The sequence below is a fragment of the Actinomadura darangshiensis genome (genome assembly GCF_004349235.1).
Lineage (GTDB): Bacteria > Actinomycetota > Actinomycetes > Streptosporangiales > Streptosporangiaceae > Spirillospora > Spirillospora darangshiensis.
Genome location: NZ_SMKY01000015.1, coordinates 1 through 15,840 on the forward strand (window position 1 = coordinate 1; position 15,840 = coordinate 15,840).

The following is a 15,840-nucleotide window of genomic DNA, read 5'->3' on the forward strand; positions in this document are numbered from 1 at the left end:
ACCCACCCCTAGGAGGACCTCATGGCACGCAACAAGACGATCCCCCGTGGTAGAGCCACGATCCTGGTCGCGGCGGCGCTGCCCGCGCTGGCGGCGACCGCGTGCGCGTCCGGCTCCGGATCCGTCAAGTCCGACGACAACACGATCGTCATCGGCATGGACCAGGACACCTCCGGCGGCGCCGCGGCCTACGCGTCGATCGTCGGCAAGACGATCAAGGACGCGGTCGCGCAGCTGAACGACAAGGGCGGCGTCGGCGGCAAGAAGCTGAAGCTCGTCGTGAAGAGCGACGACAACGACCCGACGAAGGCGCCGACGATCGTCCGGCAGCTGATCAGCCAGGGCGCGCAGACCGTGATCATGAACTCGGGCGGGCAGTCGGTGATGCAGGTCCAGTCGCTGCTGAAGCAGCAGAAGATCCCCGCCATCGCGCCGGTGAACATCACCCCCGGCATCGGGGACGGCCCGAACTCCGCCTACACCTACTCCCTCGCCAACCCGACCGACGACTTCGGCAAGGTCTACGCCGAGGCGCTCAAGAAGGGCGGCTTCAAGCGGCTCGCCCTGCTCAAGGACGACAGCGCGTCCATCGAGGGGATGGAGAAGGCGCTGATGACCCCGATCAAGGACGCGGGCATCCAGGTCGTCGCGACGGAGACGGCGCCGGTCGACGCCAACGACGTCACCGCCCAGGTCACCCGCATCAAGCAGGCGAAGCCGGACGCGATGCTCGTCGCCGCGCTGGGCGGGCAGATGGAGGTGCTCGTCCACAACACCTCGCACCAGCTCATCCCGGACGTGGACCGGTTCTCGCTCGCGTCGATCGGCAACCAGCCGAGCCTGTGGGGGCAGGCGAAGCCGGGGTCGCTGGACAAGCTCGTCTTCGTCGGCTCCATCACCGACCAGAACGAGAAGAGCGTCGAGCTGGAGAAGTTCCTGACGTCCAAGCGCGGGAGCGAGGTGAGCCTGACCGCCTACGACGCGCAGGCGTACGACGCGGTCGGGATGCTCGCCAAGGCGATCGAGAAGGCCGGGCCGAAGGTGGACGGCGAGTCCATCAACAAGGGCCTGGAGCAGGTGTCGGGCTACCCGTCGTCGTTCGGCCAGAAGGGCTACACCCTGTCGTTCAAGCAGGGCAAGCACAGCGGCACCGACGGGATGTGCGGCCTGATCCTCATGCAGTTCGAGAACGCCAAGCCGGGCCGCCAGTGGCCCACCTACCAGCCGGCCTGCGGCTGACGGAAGGAGGAGCCGTGACAACGGACGTCGGAAGCCGCGCCGCACCGCGCCCGGTCGAGGGAGGTGCCGCCGAGTGGACGCCGAAGGTGATGCCGCCCATCGGCAGGGACCTCGACGACCGGCAGAAGCTCGCGTGCGCGTTCCGGATCCTCGGGCGCTCGGGGTTCACCGAGAACATCGCGGGCCACATCACCGTCCGGGTGGACGGGTCGGAGGACCTGCTGATCAACCCGTGGGGGCTGTGGTGGGAGGAGATCACCGCGTCCGACATCTGCCGGGTGTCCCCGGAGGCGGAGGTGCTGGACGGCAAATGGGACGTCACCCCCGCCATCCACATCCACACCGAGCTGCACCGCCGCCGCCCGGACGTGCGGGTCGTGGTGCACAACCACCCGTACTACGCGACCGTCCTCGCGGCGCTCGGCGTGCTGCCGGAGTTCCTGCACCAGACCGGGTCGATGTTCGACGGCGACCTGGCCTTCGTGGACGAGTACACCGGTGAGGTCGCCACCGCCGACCTCGGCGCCGACCTCGCCGACCGGATCGGCGACAAGTCGGTCGTGCTGCTCGCCAACCACGGCGTGATCGTGACCGGCCCGTCGGTCGAGGAGGCCACCTACCGGGCCGCGACGATCGACCGGCAGTGCCGGCTGATGTACGACGTGCTGGTCACGGGGCGTGACCACACCCTGGTAGCGCCTAGCCTGCGACGAAGCATGAAGGCGTCGCTCCTCGAACGCGGAACCGACTTCTTCTGGAACGGCGCGGTCCGCGCGCTGCTCCGCGACCACCCGGAGGTGGCGGAATGAGCATCAACATCGACGACCTCGCGGCCAACACCAGCTTCACCACGGGCGGCAAGGGCGCCGAGGGGCCGACCTGGCTGCCCGAGCCCGAGCGCCGCGACCGCGCGTACACGGTGATCTCCGTGGACGACCACATCGTCGAGCCCCCGGACACGTTCGAGGGGCGCCTTCCGGCCAAGTTCGCCGACCGAGCCCCCAAGGTCGTGGAGCGCGACGACGGCGCCGAGGTGTGGGTCTACGACGGCAACGACTTCCCGAACGTCGGGTTCAACGCCGTCGTCGGGCGCCCGGTGTCGGAGTACAGCTTCGAGCCGTCCCGGTTCGACGAGATGCGCCGCGGCGCGTGGGACATCCACCACCGTGTCAAGGACATGGACGTCGCCGGCATCTACGCGTCGCTCAACTTCCCGTCGTTCCTGCCCGGGTTCGCGGGGCAGCGGCTGCAGCTCACCACGTCCGACACCGAGCTGTCGCTCGCCGCCGTCCGGGCCTGGAACGACTGGCACCTGGAGGAGTGGGCGGGGTCGTACCCGGACCGGATCATCCCGTGCCAGATCCCGTGGCTGCTCGACCCGGAGCTCGGCGCGGAGGAGATCCGCCGCAACGCCGAGCGCGGCTTCAAGGCGGTGACGTTCTCCGAGGCGCCGCAGAAGCTCGGGCTGCCGTCCCTGCACACCGGATATTGGGACCCGATCATGCGGGCCTGCGCGGAGACGGGCACGGTCGTCAACCTGCACATCGGGTCGTCCGGGACGTCCCCGGCGACCGCCGACGACGCCCCGCCGGACACGGTCGGCGTGCTGTTCTTCGGGTACGCAATGTTCGCCGCGGTGGACTGGCTGTACTCGATGCTGCCCGTCCGCTACCCGGACCTGAAGATCTGCCTGAGCGAGGGCGGCATCGGCTGGGTCGCCGGCCTCATGGACCGGCTCGACCACATGCTCAGCTACCACGACATGTACGGGACGTGGACGAAGGACATCGGCCTCACCCCCGCCGAGGTCCTCAAGCGCAACTTCTGGTTCTGCGCCGTCGAGGACCAGTCGTCGTTCGTGCTCCGCGACCGCATCGGCGTGGAGAACATCCTGCTGGAGAGCGACTACCCGCACTGCGACTCGACGTGGCCGGACACCCAGTCGGTGATCGAGTCGGAGATCGGCGGCCTGCCCGCCGCGGACGTCCAGCGTTTCACCTGGCAGAACGCGTCCGAGCTGTACCGGCACCCGGTCCCGGCCGCGATCCAGGCCGATCCGAACGCGTACTGATGACGACAATGCGCCCACTGGGCTCCGGCGCCTCCGGGGAGTACGACCCCTTCTCCCCGGAGGTGCTGGAGGACCCGGCCTCCGCGCACCGCGCGCTGCGGGACGAATGCCCGGTGCACCACCACGCGGGGTTCGGCGAGAAGGGCTTCTACACGCTCTCGCGGCACGCCGACGTCAGCGAGTTCTTCGGCGACTGGGGCCTCTGGTCGTCGGAGTGGGGCCAGGGCCCGATCTACGTGCGGGAGGGCGGGCTGAAGTCCGACCCGCCGGAGCACACCGTCTACCGGAAGCTGGTGACGTCGGGGTTCACGGCCCGCCGCACCGCCGCCCTGGAGGACTGGATCACCGCGACGGCCGGCGAACTGATCGACGGCTTCGCGCCGGAAGGCCGCGCCGACCTGTGCGCGTCGTTCGCGATCCCGCTGCCCGTCATGGTGATCGCCAAGATACTCGGCGTGCCCGCGTCCGACCGTGCCGACTTCAAGGACTGGTCGGACCAGTTCATGGCGGGCCAGAACGCCGCCGACCCGGCGGTGCAGGGCGCCGCCCGAGCCAAGATCGACGCCTATTTCGGCGGGATCCTGGCGCAGCGCCGCGAGGCGGCCGCCGCCGACGGCCCAGAGGCGCTGCCGGACGACCTCCTCACCGCGCTCCTCCTCGCCGAGCACGACGGACGCCCGTTCACCGACGAGGAGTTGCTGCCGCTGATCCTGCTCCTCCTGGTCGGCGGCAACGAGACCACGACATCGCTGATCGCGAACGCGGTGTGGCGGCTTCTGCACCTCGGTTTGTGGGAGGACATCCGGTCACGTCCCGAACTGGTGGACGCGGCAGTGGAAGAAAGCCTCCGCTACGACCCGCCCGTCCTCGGCCTGTACCGGACGAACACTCGTCCGGTCGTCCTGCACGGCACCGAGATCCCGGAGAACTCGAAGGTGCAGGGGCTCTACGCGTCCGCCAACAGGGACCCGGACGCATGGGACGACCCCGACACCTTCCGCCTCGACCGCGACGTCAACGACCTGCGCCGCCGCCACCTGTCATTCGGCGTCGGCCAGTACCTCTGCCCCGGCGCGGCACTGGCACGCCTCGAGGCCCGTATCTCGCTGCAACTGTTCGCCGAGCGGCTACCCGGCCTGCGCCTGGACGGCGAGCCGACGCGCGTCGACTCGTTCATGATGTGGGGCCCGTCCGCTCTGCCCGTGGCCTGGGGTTAGTGCTCCAGGACGTGGCACTGGGCGGCGGTCAGGTGGCGCCGCGCGGCGCGTTCGGCGCCCGCGGCGTCACCGGCCGCGATCAGCTTGATCAGCCGGCGGTGCGCCCGCACGCCGTCGGAGCGCTGGTCGAGCCCGGGGAAGTCGCCGCGCCCGGCGGCGCCGCCCGCCCATTCCTGCTCGGCGGTGGTCCAGAGCCGTTCGAGCGCGCCCACTGCCACCGCCATCGCGGCGTTCCCGCAGCAGAACACGAGCTGCGCGTGGAACTCCCGCGCCGCACGGACGAAGCCGAGCGGATCGTCCACGCTCTCCTCGGCCTTCCGCTGCGCCGCCTCCAGTGCCGGGACCACGCCGCTCTCCCGGTCGGGACGCTCCGCGCACAGGCCCGCGCACAGCGGTTCGAGCCGCACCAGCGCGACCGCGATGTCGTCCGGCGCCGACTGCTGCGTGCGCAGCACGAGGTCAATGGCCTGCGCGGCCGTCTCAGTCCGGGGGACGTGCACGATCGCGCCGCCCTTGTTGCCGCGCAGCACCGTGATGAGCCCCTCGGACTCCAGGATGCGCAGCGCCTCCCGCATGGACGGCTTGCTGACCCCGAACTCGGCGAGCAGGTCGTCCTGCGGGCCGATGAGCTCACCGTCGGCGAGTTCGCCGCTCACGATCCGCTCGCGCAGGACGGAGGCGACCATGTCGGCGAGGCGGGGCTGGCGAATGCGCGCCGGGCGCGTTCCCTCCACCGATCCCCCGTGATGAGTGTGATGGGCCGACCGGCCCTTAACATATAAATCTTAGCACCTACAAGGGAGCGAATGTGCCGGACGAACCACTGCACCGGGTGACCTTCCGCCTGTCCTACGGCGACTGCGACCCCGCCGGGATCGTGTACTACGCCAACTACCAGCGCTGGATGGAACGCACCCACACCGAATGGTGGTTTCTGCAGGGCCTCCGCTTCGACGAACTCCCGTCCCGCCTAGGCGTCGCCGTCGTGACCCGAGCGTCCAGCGCCGAGTACGAACGCACGATCACCCTGTTCGACCAGATCGAATGCCGCCTCTACGCGTCCCGCCTGGGCCGCACGTCCTTCACGATGCGGGCCGACTTCATCCGCGAGGACGCCACCCGGGCTAGCACCGCTTCGCTGACCCTGGTCTGCGTAGACCCGTCCACCCCAGAGAAGCCGGTCCCCGTCCCAGAACCGATGCGCCGCCTGCTAATGGACGGCGGCGCCGAACCCGGCCGGTGTTAATGGAAGAGAGCTTGCGCGGCGCCTTCGTCGCCTTCGATGTCGAGGAGCCCGAGCGTGTCGTCGAAGGTGAGCGCACCCGCTGCCAGCCCGAGGACGACCGGAGCATCGGCGTGCACGACGGCGTCGAGATCGCGGCCATCATGCGGGCTCACCTCAACACCCGAGTGCGTCGCCCGTAGTTGGAGCAGTTGACCGTCGACCGCTATCCCCACCGTCGAGGACCGGTGGGCGGACGCCTTGCCGGCGAACAGGGCTCGTAGAGCGACGACGAGCCATTCGGTCTGGAATCGGTCGCCACCTGGTCCGCGCACCATGAGGGGCGTGGACCAGCGGATGAGGCTCTCGACCGGCTCCCGCAGTTCGGCGCCCCACTGGGTGAGCGCGTACACGATGGCGTTGCCCTCCTCGCCCAGCCGCCGCTCGACGACTCCGTCGGTCTCCAGCCCGCGGAGACGGTCGGTCAGCAGGTTCGTGGCCACACCGGGGAGCCCATCGAGCAGCTCGCGATAGCGGGCGGGAGCGATGAGGAGTTGGCGGACGATGAGCAGATTCCACCGATCGCCCACGACATCGAGCGCTCGGGCGAGCCCGCAGTACTGGCCATAGCTCCGACTCATGATGGTCACTTTACATTCTCAAGCGTACCTGACAATATCCAGCACTGACCAGGATGTGCTGCTTAGGAAGGTGCCGACATGGTCCAGGCTCCGACGCACAGTGATGCGCCCGACACCATGGCCCAGGCTCGTGCGGCGTTGCGGGATGTTGTCTCCAGCCTGGTCACACTGGTGCGGAGCGTCCCTGACGCCGACTGCGCTTCGGTCGGCACCTGGACGGTGGCCGATGTCGCGGCGCACCTTTCCCACGCCTTCCGCCTCGACACCGACGCCCTCGCCGGACGACCGGTCCCCGAAGCCAAGGTGACCACGGCGGGAATGGCCGAGGTCAACGCGAGGCTGCTGGCCGAGGACGGCGAACGCGACCCTGCCGCACTCGCAGATCGCATCAGCGCGCTGGCCCACGAGTTCGACGACGTCGCGTCACGTTCGCGAGCGGCCTCCGTCGACTGGTTGCAGGGGGCCCGCTTGCCGCCTCCGGCGGTCGCGTGTCACCTGCTAGAGGAATGCCTGGTCCACGGCCACGACATCGCCAGAGCCACCGGGCGCTCATGGCCGATCCAGCGCCACCACGCTCTGCTCGCGGTCGAGGGCGGCGTGCTTCCGCTCATCTCCGCCCTGCCGCCCACGGCCCTGCTGAACCAGGAGAAGGCCGGATCCTTCCGAGCTCGCTTCGACCTGCGCCTGCGTGGAGGTGGACGTACGTTGATGGCCTTCGACCACGGTTCGCTGACCCTCGGCGCAGGAGGCACGCGTGACGTCGACGCCCACCTCTCCGCCGACCCCGCCGCTCTCATGCTGCTCTTCATCGGCCGGCAAGGGATAGGAAAGCCGCTCGTCGGCGGCAAGCTCGCCGCATGGGGGCGCCGGCCTTGGAAACTCGCCCGCATGCTCACCGTCCTAAGCCCTCCGTAGCGTCCCCGCCCGGGAAGCGGTGGCGGCGCGGTGGACTGCGGCGGCCAGGTGGTCGTGTTCCGGGTAGGACCAGTTGAAGGAGAAGCGGCGGCGGGTGTAGCCGAAGGCGATGCCGTTATGGGGGTCGGCGAAGGCTTCCGAGCCCGCTGAGCCGTTGTGGCCGAACGCCCTGGCGCTGAGGAACGGGTAGCGCAGACCCTTGGCCTGGAATCCCAGCGCGTACTGGCCGTGGGGGCCGACGACCAGGTCGCCGCCGGTCGAATGGAGCATGGTGAACTCGCCGAGGACGTCGGGCTTGAGCAGCGGGGGTCGGCCGTCCAGGCCGGAGACCGCCGCCGTGTACATGGCGGCCAGCCCCCGCGCACTGGCCACGCCGCCGCCGGACGCCTGGCCGAGCGCCCGCACCCGCCGGGTGTTGGCGAAGGCGACCTGGTCCAGGGGCGGGGTGGAGTTGAGGCCGTATCCGATCCCGGTGATGCTGTGCGGGCCCGGGGCGTTCGCCCAGAACGCGGCGAGATCCTCCGGGTCGGCCAGGCCCGGTAGCACCTCCCGATACCGGTCCTCCAGTGCCTCCGGCAGCCCAAGGTGGACGTCCAGTCCGTGCGGTGCGCGGACCCGCTCCTCGAAGATCTCTTGCAGGGAGCGGCCGGTGGCCCGGCGGATCACCTCGCCGACGATCGCGAAGGACACGAACCCGCCGTAGCCGCAGGCCGTGCCCGGCCGCCAGTACGGACGCTGCCCGGCCAGCCGCGCCGCGATCACCCGGTCATCGGCGAGTTCGGCCGCCGTCAGCCCGCCGTCGACACCGATCACACCGGACCGGTGCGACAGGACGTCCCGCAACGTGATCTCGGCCTTGCCCGCCGCGGCGAACTCCGGCCAGCGCTCGGCCACGGGCTCGTCCACGTCGAGGACGCCGTCCTGTACGAGCAGCGCCACCACCAGCGTGGCCGCGCCCTTGGTCGAGGAGTACACCCCGGTCAGGGTGTCGCCGGCGACCCCGTCCCCGGCCCACAGATCCACCATCTGGCGGCCACCCACGTACGCCGCCAGTTGCGCCCCGGACTCGCCGTCCTCAGCGGCCACCGCGGCGGCGAACTCCTCGCGCACCTCATCGAAACCGTCGGCTACCGTCCCCTGGATCGCCAACTCGCTCATGGTTTTCCTCTCCCGCTCGTCCTTGATCGCAGCTATGACGGACAGGTCGTGGCGAATGTGACCGGCTGCGTGCGTCACCGCACCCGTGGTCGGGTTCGGATCGATGGTTAGGGGAGGGCATGCAAGAACCCCGGACCCTCGAAAGAGGCCGGGGCTCCAATTGCTGGTCGGGAGGTCAGTGCTTCAGGATCGCCGCGAGGGCCGCGAACTCGTCGCGTCCCATCAGCAGCTTCGGCCCGTCCGGGTCCTTGCTGTCGCGGACGGCGATGATTCCGGGGGCCGCCGCCAGCTCGACGCACTCCCCGCCGTTGGAAGCGCTGCGGGACGCCTTGCGCCAGTGAAGATCGTTCAAGTCCATCGTTCCTTCACCGTTCTGCGAATGAGGTCGGCCGACTGGCCAACGGGTAGTGCCAACGAGCGTATCTCCCGAAGGGCGCGACGCACCTCGGAGATGTCCTCCACCTCGCCCATCGTGAAACCACGCGCGACGGTCTCCACATACGCCACCTCTGTGAGGTCTTCCAGCGTCGCGACCGTGAACGACCCGACGTTGCCGATGTGCTCGCCGTGGGACGGGACCACCTGGACCGTGACTCGGTTGGAGGGGGGATTCAGCAAGTGCTCCAGTTGATCTCTCATCACCTCCGGTCCGCCGACCTCTCGGTACAGGACACCTTCGTCCATCAGGAAGGTGCAGTCCGGCGGGTCCTCGCGGACAAGGATCTCCTGGCGCTTCAGTCGTGCTTCGATCGCTTCGGTGTTCCCGTGCAGTAGGGCCGCTGCGTATGCAGGGGTCTGCAAGAGGCCGTGGATGAGCATCGTTTGCCAGCTCTCCAACGCCCGCGCCATCTCTTCGATGCTCACCCAGTCGAACCACACCGGGAAGGCCGCGTCCTTGACAAGGTCGTCCCACAGGGCGATCAGTTCGCCGTCGGCCTCAAGGATCTCGTCCATGGCTTCGGTGAATTCACGGGTACAGCGGGTTCGGCCCGTCTCGATCGCGCCGATGTACTGCGGGGTGACGCCCTCCCCGTCGCGAGCCCTGCGTGCGAGGTTCTCCTGACTCCAGCCCTTCGCCTCCCGGAACCTGCGGAACCTGCGACCGAACGGGAGGAGTGCAGGGCTCACCTTGGCCTTGTTACGGCGTGGCGTCATGTCGTCATCGTCCCTCAAGCAGGGCTCAACCGGCCAGCAAGTCCGGCGAACTCATGACCGGGATCTTGTCCAGCTTCACCTGCACTTCGTGACGCTGCGCGTTCGTCCGGTGGCTCAATTGGGGCGTCCATCCGGAGACCTTCCGAAGGAGTCGTACCGATGCCAGCAGCGGCGCTCGCTCCAGAGACCCCGCCCACAGTCGTCCTCGAACCCAACGCCCAGGCGCCGAGTTTGGCGCGGCGGTTTCTTGCCGCTCGGTTCGCCGAGTGGGGGATCGAGGACGACTACGTGGGGCGGCTCGTGGTCTGCGAGCTGGTGACCAACAGCTACCTGCACGGGGTTGGGCAGATCGTCGTGCGGGTGTTCCGGGACGAGCGGGACGGGCGGGTGGTCGTGGAGGTGTGGGACGCCGGGGAGGGGCGCCCGGCGATCCAGCCCGAGGACGACGGCGCCACCTCCGGACGGGGGCTGCTGCTCATGGCCGAGCTCGTCCACGACTGGGGTGTCCGTCCCCTCAACGAGGGCGGCAAGGCTACGTGGGCCAAGCTTCGCTGAGGGGACGATGAACGAGCCCGTGACGTTGCTGCTGCTCCGCCATCTGTTTCCTGAGTGGACGATCGCGCGGGTTGGTGAGGGTGGTTGGTGGGCCGCTGGCCGCGTCCTAGTCTCAGCGTCCGATCTGGACGAGCTGCTGGCTTCGCTTGTCGTCGCCGATCCTGATGCCACCAGGCGTGCCGTCGGGCTGCTGAGGGAGAGCGGTTGACCGGCTGGAGACGGTAGCGGGCCGTTCGACCGATGGGCCTAGGGCGTGTTTTGAAAGTGGGGGGAGCCGTTAACCGGTGATTGGTGGCTGCGATGCGATGCGGGGGCGATGGGCCCGGACATCCACAGGGCGTCCATCGGGATCGCGAGCCGTCATCGTCCACTGCGTGGGCAGTGTCTCGATCTCTCCGACCGGGCACCCGGCACCCAGGATTTGTTCGCGAATCTCACACAGTTGCGCGTATGTTCCGACGCGCAGTCCCCATCCCGCCCGGCTCAGAGGGTCGAGTTCAGTGGTGGGGGCGGTAGCGGTTTCGACGATCATCAGATGGTCGTCCCCGCCGACATCGATGACGGCGATCCGAGGATCAGAAGCAGTTGCAGCGCGCCCGAACGCGAGCCGTGCTCCGAGCAACTCCGTGTAGTACGTCACGAGCCGGTCGAGGTCGGTCGTGGATAGCGTCAGATGGTTGATTCCGTGCAGGTCAGGCATGATCAAGCAACTCTAGTGCAACCGCCATCCGGCGCCTGGGGCTTGTTTTGGAACCGATCACAGCCACTCGTTGATACAGGCGATCTGCACGGTCGCCCCCGCTGCCCGGCCGTCAACACCACCGACAGCGGTTTCTGTCCCTGCTCGGCAGCCAGGTGCAGCTTGGTGGTCAGCCCACCCCGCGAGCGGCCGAGCCCATGGTCGTCCGGCTCGGGGGCACCGGTCCCGCCGGGCGGTTCCTTCTGCAGTTCCCTCTTTTGCGGGCACCGGCGGCATGCTGGTGGGCCCGCGCGATGGTGGAGTCCACGCTGACATCCCAGGTGATCAGCCCCCAAGATCATCCAGAAGTGGACCACCTTGGTGATCCACTTCTGAAACACGCCCTAGAGGCCGTGCCTGTCAGTCGCGGCTCGGGACTTCGGGTCCGGGGCGGCCGAACCGTCGGGTTCCGCCGGGTCGCCGTTGAGCAGGTCGCCGGCCGATCGGTGGATCTTTGCCAGCGCGCTCATGAGGTACTTGCGCTCGGTCGCGGTGAGGTTCTCGGTGAGCTTCTCCTCTAGGAGTCGCCGTTCCGTCTCGACCGGCTCCTGCAGTGCGCGGCCCGCATCGGTGAGCCAGAGACGGACGAGGCGGTTGTCCCGCTCGTCGCGTCGCCGGGTGAGCAGCCCGGCTTCGGACATCCGGGCGGCCACCTTGGTGACGGCGGGCGTGGTGACGTTCGTCGCCGCGGCGATCTCGCCGGGGGTACGGCCATCCTGCTCCCACAGCGCCGCGAGCAGGTGGTCGTGACCGAGGCGCAGCCCGTGGCGGCGCATCGCGGCATCCGCCGCGGCCCGGATCGCCTTGGTCGTTCTGCTGTGCAGGTCCAGGAGTTCGGGCACCACGTGCCTCCGGTGGAGTGTGCGGAGCGGGTCGAGGCCGCCGGGCCGTTTGACGACAAATCGTTTACCGGTTAACGTTCCATCCGACGCAAGACGTTAACCGGTAAACGATTCTAGGGAGCCTCATGTTACTGGTCACCGGCCCCACCGGGCGCGTCGGACGTGAACTCGTCCGCGAGCTCGACGTCGGCGGCGCGGCCTTCCGCGTCCTGGTACGCGACCCCGGCCGCGCGGCCGGCCTGCCGGAACGGGCCGAGCGCGTCGTCGGCGACCTGGACCGGCCGGCGACGCTGGCGGCCGCCCTCGACGGCGTCGAGCGGCTGTTCTTGCTGGTGCCCGGCACCGGCATCGAGCACACCGAGCACGCGATCGCCGCCGCACAGAAAGCCGGCGTACGGCACATCGTGTACCTGTCGTCTTACGCGGTCATCGGCGACCCGATTCCTGCGATGGGCCGCTGGCACCACGAACGTGAGCGGCTGATCCGGGCCAGCGGCATTCCCGCCACGTTCCTGCGGCCGTGCGGCTTCATGACCAATGCCTTCGACTGGTTGCCCACCCTCCGGGAGGGGGGCTACGTCCTGGATCCCGTCGGCCCCGGCCGCTCCGCGCCGATCGACCCCGCGGACATCGCCGCAGTCGCCGCCCTCGCACTGACCGAGGACGGCCACGAAGGCGAGGAGTACCTGCTGACCGGCGATGAGGCGTTCACCGTCGCGGAGCAGGCCCAGATCCTGGCCACGGCGATCGGCCGCGACATCGAGGTCCGGACGGCGGCCACACCGGCCGAGGCGGTCCGGTTCCGTTACCCCGAAGGGGCCCCGCCGGCGCTCGCCGAGGCCATCGTCGAAGGGCTCACGCTGATGCGCGCCGACACCGAGGGAGTGCGCGGCGACACCGTGCGCCACCTGCTGGGACGCCCGCCCCGAACGTTCGCGGACTGGTGCACGCGCAACGCCCGCGCGTTCCCCGGGCCGGCCGTCGCCTGAGCGGGTACCGCTCCTCGGAGCGGCGCCGTCCGACCGCGCCGCGACCCGGCGTGCCGGTCAGGGGAGGAGCAACCAGCGGCCGCGTTGGGCGCCGCCGGCGACCTTGTCGTAGGCCGTTGCGGCGTCGGTCAGGGGCACTCGGCCCGCTACCCGTGGTTCTAGGACGCCGTTGGCGGCGAGGGTGAGTAGTTCGGCGAGTTTCGTGCGGTTTGGCTCGACGCTCACGATGCCGATGTCGATTCCCCGTTCGGAGGCCGCAGGGGACGCCGAGGGCACGCCCGCGAACGATCCGCCGTCGCGGATTGCTGCGAGGGACGCGGCATGCAGTACGGCGCCGTCGACTACGGCGTCGAAGGTCGGGCCCGGCAGTTCGGTGACCAGTCCACGGGCGCCGGCCCTCAGCACGAAGTCGCGGTCGGACTCGCGTGCCAGTCCGGTGACGGTCCAGCCGGCGTGGGCGGCCAGTGCGACGGCGTATCCGCCCACGCCGCCGGCGGCGCCGGTGACCAGGAGGGTCCGCCCGTCGGCTGGGCCGAGGTGGTCCAGCAGGAGCGCCGCGGTCAGGGCGCCAATCGGGACGCAGGCCGCGGTGACCGGATCGAGGGCGGCGGGTAGTGGCGCGGCGGTCGCTGCGGGTACGACGGTCTCCTCTGCGTGTGCGCCGACCGGGGCCGTGAAGTCGAGGTGGAGGGCGGCGACCGGGTCGCCCGCCGAGAAGCCGGTGGTCTCGGCGCCGGTTTCGGTGACGACGCCGGTGAGGGAGAGGCCGAGGCCGACCGTGCCCGTGAGCCCGAAGATCGTCCGGCCCGGACCCGCGGCGATGAGGGTGTCGACGCGTTCGACCGGTGCCGCCGTGACGCGGACCCGCAGGTCGGTGGGGCCCAGCGGGGGCGGCGCCGCTTCCTGGAGGGTGGGCGCGGAGGTGTCGGGGTTGGAAACGAGTGCGAGTGTCATGGGCTCCCCTTGCGATGGCTGGATTACACCACCATCGGTGACCTACTCTCCATTGGGAAGAAGGCACTTTGAAGTGGGGTAGGCACCCGGAGGTGGGCCATGGACGCTGTTGACGAGTCGGCACCGCGGTTCGACGCGTTCGCCGCCTCGTGTCCCAGCCGGCGGCTGCTCGACACGATCGGCGACAAATGGGCGAGCCTGGCGGTCGTGGCACTGGGCCTCGGGGGCCGGATGCGCTACTCCGAGCTGTCCGCGCGGATCGAGGGCGTGAGCCAGAAGATGCTGACGCAGACCTTGCGGAAGCTGGAGCGGGACGGGTTGCTGACCCGCACGGTGACCCCGTCGGTGCCCGTCCGCGTCGACTACGAGCTCACGCCCCTGGGGCTGACATTGCTGGAGCCGATCTGCCACCTCAAGGAGTGGGCCGAGGCGCACATGGCCGAGGTGGACAGGGCCCGCGACGAGTACGACCGGGAGAAGCTCCAGACCTAGCGGCGGGCGCGGATGTCCTCGCGGAGGGTGCCCTTGGCCACCTTGCCGCCGGAGGAGCGGGGCAACTCGTCCAGGACGATCAGGTGTTCGGGGTGCCATTCGCGGGAGACGCCGCGTTCGGTCAGGTGGGCCGTGAGGTCTTCCAGGGTCAGTTTCGTGCCGGGGCGGAGTTCGGCGTAGACGCAGACGCGTTCGCCGAATACCTCGTCCGGCATGGCCACGGCGGCGGCCAGGGCGACGGAGGGGTGCGTGCCGACCTCTTCCTCTACGGCGGCGGCGCTGATGTTCTTGCCGCCTCGGATGATCAGGTCGGTGAGTCGTCCGACGACGCGGAGGTAGCCGTCGTCGTCGATCTCGACGATGTCGGCCATGAGCATCCAGCCGTCCTCGGTGAAGAGCGACCCGTTCGCTTCCGGGTCGTCGTAGTAGCCGGGGCAGGTGGCGGGGCCGCGGCAGCCGGGCTGTCCGGGACGGCCCGAGCCGGTGATGTCGGAGCCGTCGGACGGGTCGAACAGCCGCACCCGCATCTCCGGGATGATCCGGCCGGCGGTGCGGAGGCGGTGCTCGCGGGAGTCGTCCAGGCTGGTGTAGCTGAGCGCGCCGGTCTCGTTCGAGCCGTAGAACTGCAGGACCTTCGCGCCCGTCGCCTCCTCGAAGCGGGCCGCCCGGTCGTAGGGGACGGCCTCGCCGCCGGTGAACATGCAGCGCAGCGACGACAGGTCGCGCTCCCGTTCGGCCTGCGCGTTCAGCAGCATGATGAACTGCGTGCTCACGCAGTGCAGGACGGTCACGCGATGCTCTTCGATCAGGTCGAGCGCGGTGTGCGCGTCGAACCGCTCCATGACGACGGTCGGGACGCCTAGCGCGGCGGGGGAGAAGTGGGCCGTCCACAGCCCGAACCCAAATGGGGACGGGACGGCGCCCATGAACACGTCGGACGAGTCCAGTGCGCCGGCTCGGCGGGCCAGCTCGTGGAAGTAGAACCAGCGGTTCTGGGTGTGGGACACGCACTTCGGCAGGCCGGTCGTGCCGGAGGTCGAGTTCAGCATGGAGAAGTCGTCCGGGCCCAGAGCTCGGCCGGTGATGTCGGCGGTGCGCGGGTCCGATGGGAGGCCCGCACGGTCTACGACCACGTGGTGGGCCAGGTCGACGCCGTCCGCGCGCAGCTCGTCCACCAGGGCGGAGGACGGCTCGCCACGGTGTTCGGCGAGCGTGACCAGGGCGCGTGAGCCGGTGCGGTCCAGGAGGAAGCGCAGTTCGCGGCGGCCCGCCCGCGCGCCCACGCCGACCAGGACCAGCCCGGCCTTCTCCGCCGCCACGGCCGCGACGTGCCAGGCCGGGCCGTCCGGGAGCTGGGTCGCTATGCGGTCGCCGGAGGCGAGGCCGAGCGCGGCCAGGTGGCGCGCCAGGGCGGTCGAGTTCGCCTCGTACTCCGCCCACGTGAGGGTTCCGTCAGGGGTCACATAGGCGGGGTCGGCGGGGCGTTCCGCCGCGTGCCGCCGGACGTGGTCGGCGACGGTTTCGGCGCCCCACCATCCGGCGGTCCGGTACTCCGCGACGGTCGCCTCGTCGAAAGGACTGGTCACACGTGCCTCCCGGGTCTCCGCAAGCTGCCTCGAAGTTAGCATTGTCATAGCTTTCTTTTAAACAT

The 15,840-nt window shown here is 69.7% G+C and carries 19 protein-coding genes and 1 pseudogene; 10 read left to right on the forward strand and 10 right to left on the reverse strand.

Features of this window, described 5'->3' with window-relative positions:
- Positions 1-21: 21 nt before the first annotated feature.
- The 4 genes from E1293_RS05555 to E1293_RS05570 are packed head-to-tail and all read left to right on the forward strand — an operon-like array spanning position 22 to position 4,527.
- Positions 22-1,239, forward strand: coding sequence for an ABC transporter substrate-binding protein (locus tag E1293_RS05555; protein WP_132194494.1), 1,218 nt, complete (start codon positions 22-24; stop codon positions 1,237-1,239).
- Positions 1,240-1,253: 14 nt separating this feature from the next.
- Positions 1,254-2,048: a class II aldolase/adducin family protein gene (locus E1293_RS05560; protein ID WP_207938678.1), complete on the forward strand. Its 795-nt coding sequence runs from the start codon at positions 1,254-1,256 to the stop codon at positions 2,046-2,048.
- The gene (locus E1293_RS05565) at positions 2,045-3,310 is read left to right on the forward strand and encodes an amidohydrolase family protein (protein WP_132194496.1); all 1,266 of its coding nucleotides are present in this window, start codon (positions 2,045-2,047) and stop codon (positions 3,308-3,310) included. Before E1293_RS05560 ends, E1293_RS05565 begins: the two co-directional genes overlap by 4 nt.
- Positions 3,311-3,318: 8 nt before the next feature.
- Entirely contained in the window at positions 3,319-4,527 is a 1,209-nt protein-coding gene (locus E1293_RS05570) for a cytochrome P450 (RefSeq protein ID WP_165978087.1), read from the forward strand.
- Here E1293_RS05570 and E1293_RS05575 read toward each other — a convergent pair.
- Positions 4,524-5,261 (reverse strand): FadR/GntR family transcriptional regulator, encoded by a 738-nt coding sequence (locus tag E1293_RS05575; protein ID WP_132194500.1) that lies wholly within the window; start codon positions 5,259-5,261, stop codon positions 4,524-4,526. The genes E1293_RS05570 and E1293_RS05575 overlap by 4 nt on opposite strands.
- A gap of 74 nt (positions 5,262-5,335) precedes the next feature.
- Here E1293_RS05575 and E1293_RS05580 point away from each other — a divergent pair, with 74 nt between their 5' ends.
- Positions 5,336-5,773: an acyl-CoA thioesterase gene (locus E1293_RS05580; protein WP_165978088.1), complete on the forward strand. Its 438-nt coding sequence runs from the start codon at positions 5,336-5,338 to the stop codon at positions 5,771-5,773.
- Here E1293_RS05580 and E1293_RS05585 read toward each other — a convergent pair.
- Positions 5,770-6,390 (reverse strand): winged helix-turn-helix transcriptional regulator, encoded by a 621-nt coding sequence (locus tag E1293_RS05585; protein ID WP_132194504.1) that lies wholly within the window; start codon positions 6,388-6,390, stop codon positions 5,770-5,772. The genes E1293_RS05580 and E1293_RS05585 overlap by 4 nt on opposite strands.
- A gap of 78 nt (positions 6,391-6,468) precedes the next feature.
- Here E1293_RS05585 and E1293_RS05590 point away from each other — a divergent pair, with 78 nt between their 5' ends.
- Entirely contained in the window at positions 6,469-7,305 is an 837-nt protein-coding gene (locus E1293_RS05590) for a maleylpyruvate isomerase N-terminal domain-containing protein (protein WP_132194506.1), read from the forward strand.
- On the opposite strand, the gene E1293_RS05595 is transcribed toward E1293_RS05590, so the two are convergent.
- The 3 genes from E1293_RS05595 to E1293_RS05605 form a co-directional block, all read right to left on the reverse strand.
- Positions 7,291-8,463, reverse strand: a complete 1,173-nt coding sequence (locus E1293_RS05595) for a serine hydrolase domain-containing protein (protein ID WP_132194508.1) — start codon at positions 8,461-8,463, stop codon at positions 7,291-7,293. The genes E1293_RS05590 and E1293_RS05595 overlap by 15 nt on opposite strands.
- A gap of 175 nt (positions 8,464-8,638) precedes the next feature.
- Positions 8,639-8,821: a DUF397 domain-containing protein gene (locus E1293_RS05600; protein ID WP_132194510.1), complete on the reverse strand. Its 183-nt coding sequence runs from the start codon at positions 8,819-8,821 to the stop codon at positions 8,639-8,641.
- Positions 8,812-9,618, reverse strand: coding sequence for a helix-turn-helix domain-containing protein (locus E1293_RS05605; RefSeq protein ID WP_132194512.1), 807 nt, complete (start codon positions 9,616-9,618; stop codon positions 8,812-8,814). Before E1293_RS05605 ends, E1293_RS05600 begins: the two co-directional genes overlap by 10 nt.
- A gap of 159 nt (positions 9,619-9,777) precedes the next feature.
- Between E1293_RS05605 and E1293_RS05610 the strand changes: the two genes are divergently transcribed.
- Together E1293_RS05610 and E1293_RS05615 are read left to right on the forward strand one after the other, a co-directional pair.
- The gene (locus E1293_RS05610) at positions 9,778-10,173 is read left to right on the forward strand and encodes an ATP-binding protein (protein ID WP_132194514.1); all 396 of its coding nucleotides are present in this window, start codon (positions 9,778-9,780) and stop codon (positions 10,171-10,173) included.
- Positions 10,174-10,180: 7 nt separating this feature from the next.
- Positions 10,181-10,381, forward strand: coding sequence for a hypothetical protein (locus E1293_RS05615; protein ID WP_132194516.1), 201 nt, complete (start codon positions 10,181-10,183; stop codon positions 10,379-10,381).
- Between the two features lie 69 nt (positions 10,382-10,450).
- Here the strand turns inward: E1293_RS05615 and E1293_RS05620 are convergent, their stop codons facing one another.
- The 3 genes and pseudogenes from E1293_RS05620 to E1293_RS05630 all read right to left on the reverse strand — a co-directional run bounded on the left by E1293_RS05620 (position 10,451) and on the right by E1293_RS05630 (position 11,754).
- Entirely contained in the window at positions 10,451-10,873 is a 423-nt protein-coding gene (locus E1293_RS05620; RefSeq protein ID WP_132194518.1) for a VOC family protein, read from the reverse strand.
- 95 nt (positions 10,874-10,968) lie between these two features.
- A pseudogene (locus tag E1293_RS50650) lies at positions 10,969-11,067 on the reverse strand (IS5-like element ISMra2 family transposase); the annotation flags it as partial.
- Between the two features lie 189 nt (positions 11,068-11,256).
- On the reverse strand, positions 11,257-11,754 hold the full coding sequence (locus E1293_RS05630) for a MarR family winged helix-turn-helix transcriptional regulator (RefSeq protein ID WP_132194520.1): 498 nt from the start codon (positions 11,752-11,754) through the stop codon (positions 11,257-11,259).
- 125 nt (positions 11,755-11,879) lie between these two features.
- Between E1293_RS05630 and E1293_RS05635 the strand changes: the two genes are divergently transcribed.
- Positions 11,880-12,743 (forward strand): NAD(P)H-binding protein, encoded by an 864-nt coding sequence (locus E1293_RS05635; RefSeq protein ID WP_132194522.1) that lies wholly within the window; start codon positions 11,880-11,882, stop codon positions 12,741-12,743.
- Between the two features lie 57 nt (positions 12,744-12,800).
- On the opposite strand, the gene E1293_RS05640 is transcribed toward E1293_RS05635, so the two are convergent.
- Positions 12,801-13,697, reverse strand: a complete 897-nt coding sequence (locus tag E1293_RS05640; RefSeq protein ID WP_132194524.1) for a zinc-binding dehydrogenase — start codon at positions 13,695-13,697, stop codon at positions 12,801-12,803.
- A gap of 99 nt (positions 13,698-13,796) precedes the next feature.
- Between E1293_RS05640 and E1293_RS05645 the strand changes: the two genes are divergently transcribed.
- On the forward strand, positions 13,797-14,189 hold the full coding sequence (locus E1293_RS05645) for a winged helix-turn-helix transcriptional regulator (protein ID WP_132194526.1): 393 nt from the start codon (positions 13,797-13,799) through the stop codon (positions 14,187-14,189).
- Here the strand turns inward: E1293_RS05645 and E1293_RS05650 are convergent.
- On the reverse strand, positions 14,186-15,775 hold the full coding sequence (locus tag E1293_RS05650; RefSeq protein ID WP_207938679.1) for a class I adenylate-forming enzyme family protein: 1,590 nt from the start codon (positions 15,773-15,775) through the stop codon (positions 14,186-14,188). The genes E1293_RS05645 and E1293_RS05650 overlap by 4 nt on opposite strands.
- Between the last annotated feature and the right edge of the window lie 65 nt (positions 15,776-15,840).